At 71.2% G+C, this 2,449-nt stretch carries 2 protein-coding genes; one reads left to right on the top strand and one right to left on the bottom strand.

What is annotated here, in order from left to right; genetic code table 11:
• The coding region (locus tag EAD96_RS00390; protein WP_147457811.1) for a M1 family metallopeptidase at positions 1–1,385 on the top strand (1,385 nt) is incomplete at its 5' end.
• Between the two features lie 45 nt (positions 1,386–1,430).
• Here EAD96_RS00390 and EAD96_RS00385 read toward each other — a convergent pair.
• The coding region (locus EAD96_RS00385) for a chitinase (RefSeq protein WP_233585314.1) at positions 1,431–2,449 on the bottom strand (1,019 nt) is incomplete at its 5' end.

The raw sequence follows: 2,449 nt of genomic DNA, 5'->3' as shown, positions 1-2,449 counted from the left end.
CCTCCACCCCGCCGAGCCCGACCGCGCCCGCCGTCGACGACGCCGCCTGGCAGGCGGGGCGGTCGACGCCGGTGGCCGACCCGGTCTATCCGGCCCGGGGCACCGACGCGCTGGACGTTCTGCACTACGACCTCGCGCTGGAGTGGGCGCCGTCGACCACCACCCTCACCGGCACCGCCACGCTGCGGATCCGGCCGGTGAAGGACGCGCCGAACCTGGTCCTCGACTTCATGCCCTACCAGGTCGACAGCGTCACACTGGACGGCGCGACGGTTCCCGGCGCGGTGGCGAAGGAGAAGCTGACCGTGTCCGCCCCGGTGGTGGCGGACGAGCCGGTCACCCTGGTGGTCACCTACCACGGCCGGCCGAAGACGACCCCGATGCCGTCGCACCGCAAGGACACCGAGGCCCTGGGCCTCACCGTCACCAAGGAGGGCGGCCTCTGGACCATGCAGGAGCCGTTCGGGGCGTTCACCTGGTACCCGGCGAACGACCAGCCGTCGGACGAGGCGCTCTACGACATCCGGGTGACGGTGCCGGCGGGCTGGTCCGCGATCGCCGGCGGCACGCCCGCCGGTCAGTCCGGCAACACGTTCAGCTACCGCAGCACCGACCCGGTCGCGACGTACCTGACCACGCTCGCGGTGGGGAAGTACCAGAAGCTGACCGCGGCGGGGCCGCGCGGCGTGCCGCTGACCTACTGGTACCGCAAGGGCACCGACGACAAGCTGCTGCCGTACCTGAAGAAGTCCCCGCAGTACCTGACCTGGCTGGAGAAGAAGTTCGGCCCGTACCCGTTCCCCTCCGGCGGCGTCGTGGTGGTGGACTCGGCGTCGGGCATGGAGACCCAGCAGATGATCACGATGGGCCGGAAGATCGAGAACACCGCGGCCCGCCGGGACCGCTGGGGCAGCGACCTGCTGCACGAGTACGCCCACCAGTGGTTCGGCAACTCGGTCACGCCCACCACCTGGCGGGACCTGTGGCTGAACGAGGGCTGGGCGACGTACATCCAGGACCTGTACACCAAGGAGACGCAGAAGCTCAGCGAGGCCAGCCTGGACCGGTACCTGCGCGAGGGTGACGCCGTCCTGCGCAAGAAGCTGGGCCCGCCCGGCCGGCCCGACCCGAAGCGGTTCGCCGAGGGCAACGTCTACCTGTGCCCGGCGGCGATGCTGCGCGAGATCCACCGGACGGTCGGCGACAAGGCGTTCTTCGCGCTGGCCCGCGCCTGGGTCCAGGAGCAGCGCAACACGCCGCAGGACCGGGCCTCGTTCATCGCCTTCGTCAACAAGCAGACCGGCCGGGACTTCACCGCGCTGATCAACGCCTGGCTGGACTCGCCGACCACGCCGAAGAAGATCACCCCGAAGAAGATCGCCTGACCCGGCGCGGGGCCCCGCCCGTCCGGCGGGGCCCCGCGGCGCGTCTCAGCGGCCCTGGAGCGAGCGGACGTTGTCGCCGAACGTCCAGCCCTTCGACCCGTCCCAGTTGACCGACCAGGTCATCAGGCCCTTGAGGCGTCCCTGGTAGGTGTTCCACGCCTGGGCCACCAGTGCCGGGCTCATGTAGCCGCCGCCGGCGCCGACCTGCGCGGGCAGCCCGGGGACCTGCCGGTCGAGCGGTACGCGGACGGTGGTGCCCTGCACGACCAGGCCGGCGTCGAGGCAGTTGGTCTGCGCGACGAAACCGGCCACCGTGCCGGCCGGGTACGAGTCACCGGCGCAGCCGTACATCGAGCCGTTGTAGTACTGCATGTTCAGCCACCACAGCCGCCCGTTGTCGGCGTACTTCTTGACGATCGGCAGGTACGCGCCCCAGATCGAGCCGTAGGTGACGCTGCCGCCGGTGACGTACGCGGTCTCCGGCGCCATGGTGAGCCCGAACCCGGCCGGCATCTGGGCCAGCACCCCGTCGATGATCCGGATCAGGTTGGCCTGCGACGGGGAGAGCTGGTTGATGTTCCCGCTGCCGGTCAGGCCGGTCTCGATGTCGATGTCGATGCCGTCGAAGTTGTGCCGCTTGAGGATCGGCACCACTGTGGCGACGAACCGGTCGGCGACCGCGCTGGAGCTGAGGTCGATCCCGGCGGTGGCGCCGCCGATGGACAGCAGCACGGTGAGCCCGGCGGCCTTGGCCTGGCACACCTGCGCGGGGGTGGGCACCTTGACGCCGGCGTCCATGCCGTCCTCCCAGAGCACCGTCCCGTCGGCGCGGATGACCGGGAACGCGGCGGTCACCACGTTGTAGCCGTGCCCGGTGATCCGGGAGTCGGTGATCGGGATCCAGCCGAGTCCGGGGTGCACGCCGTTCGCGGCGCCGTCCCAGTTCTCCCAGTAGCCCTGGAGCACCTTCCCGGACGGCCGGGACCGCAGCGCGCAGGTGTCCCCGCCCGGCGTGGTCGGGCTGGACGACACAGTGGGCGTGGGGGTAGGCGTCCGCGTGGGGG

Origin of the sequence: Micromonospora sp. BL1 (assembly GCF_003667485.1) — a bacterium.
In the GTDB taxonomy this organism is placed as follows: Bacteria; Actinomycetota; Actinomycetes; order Mycobacteriales; family Micromonosporaceae; genus Micromonospora; species Micromonospora tulbaghiae.
This window is presented reverse-complemented; position numbering and strand designations above follow the sequence as displayed.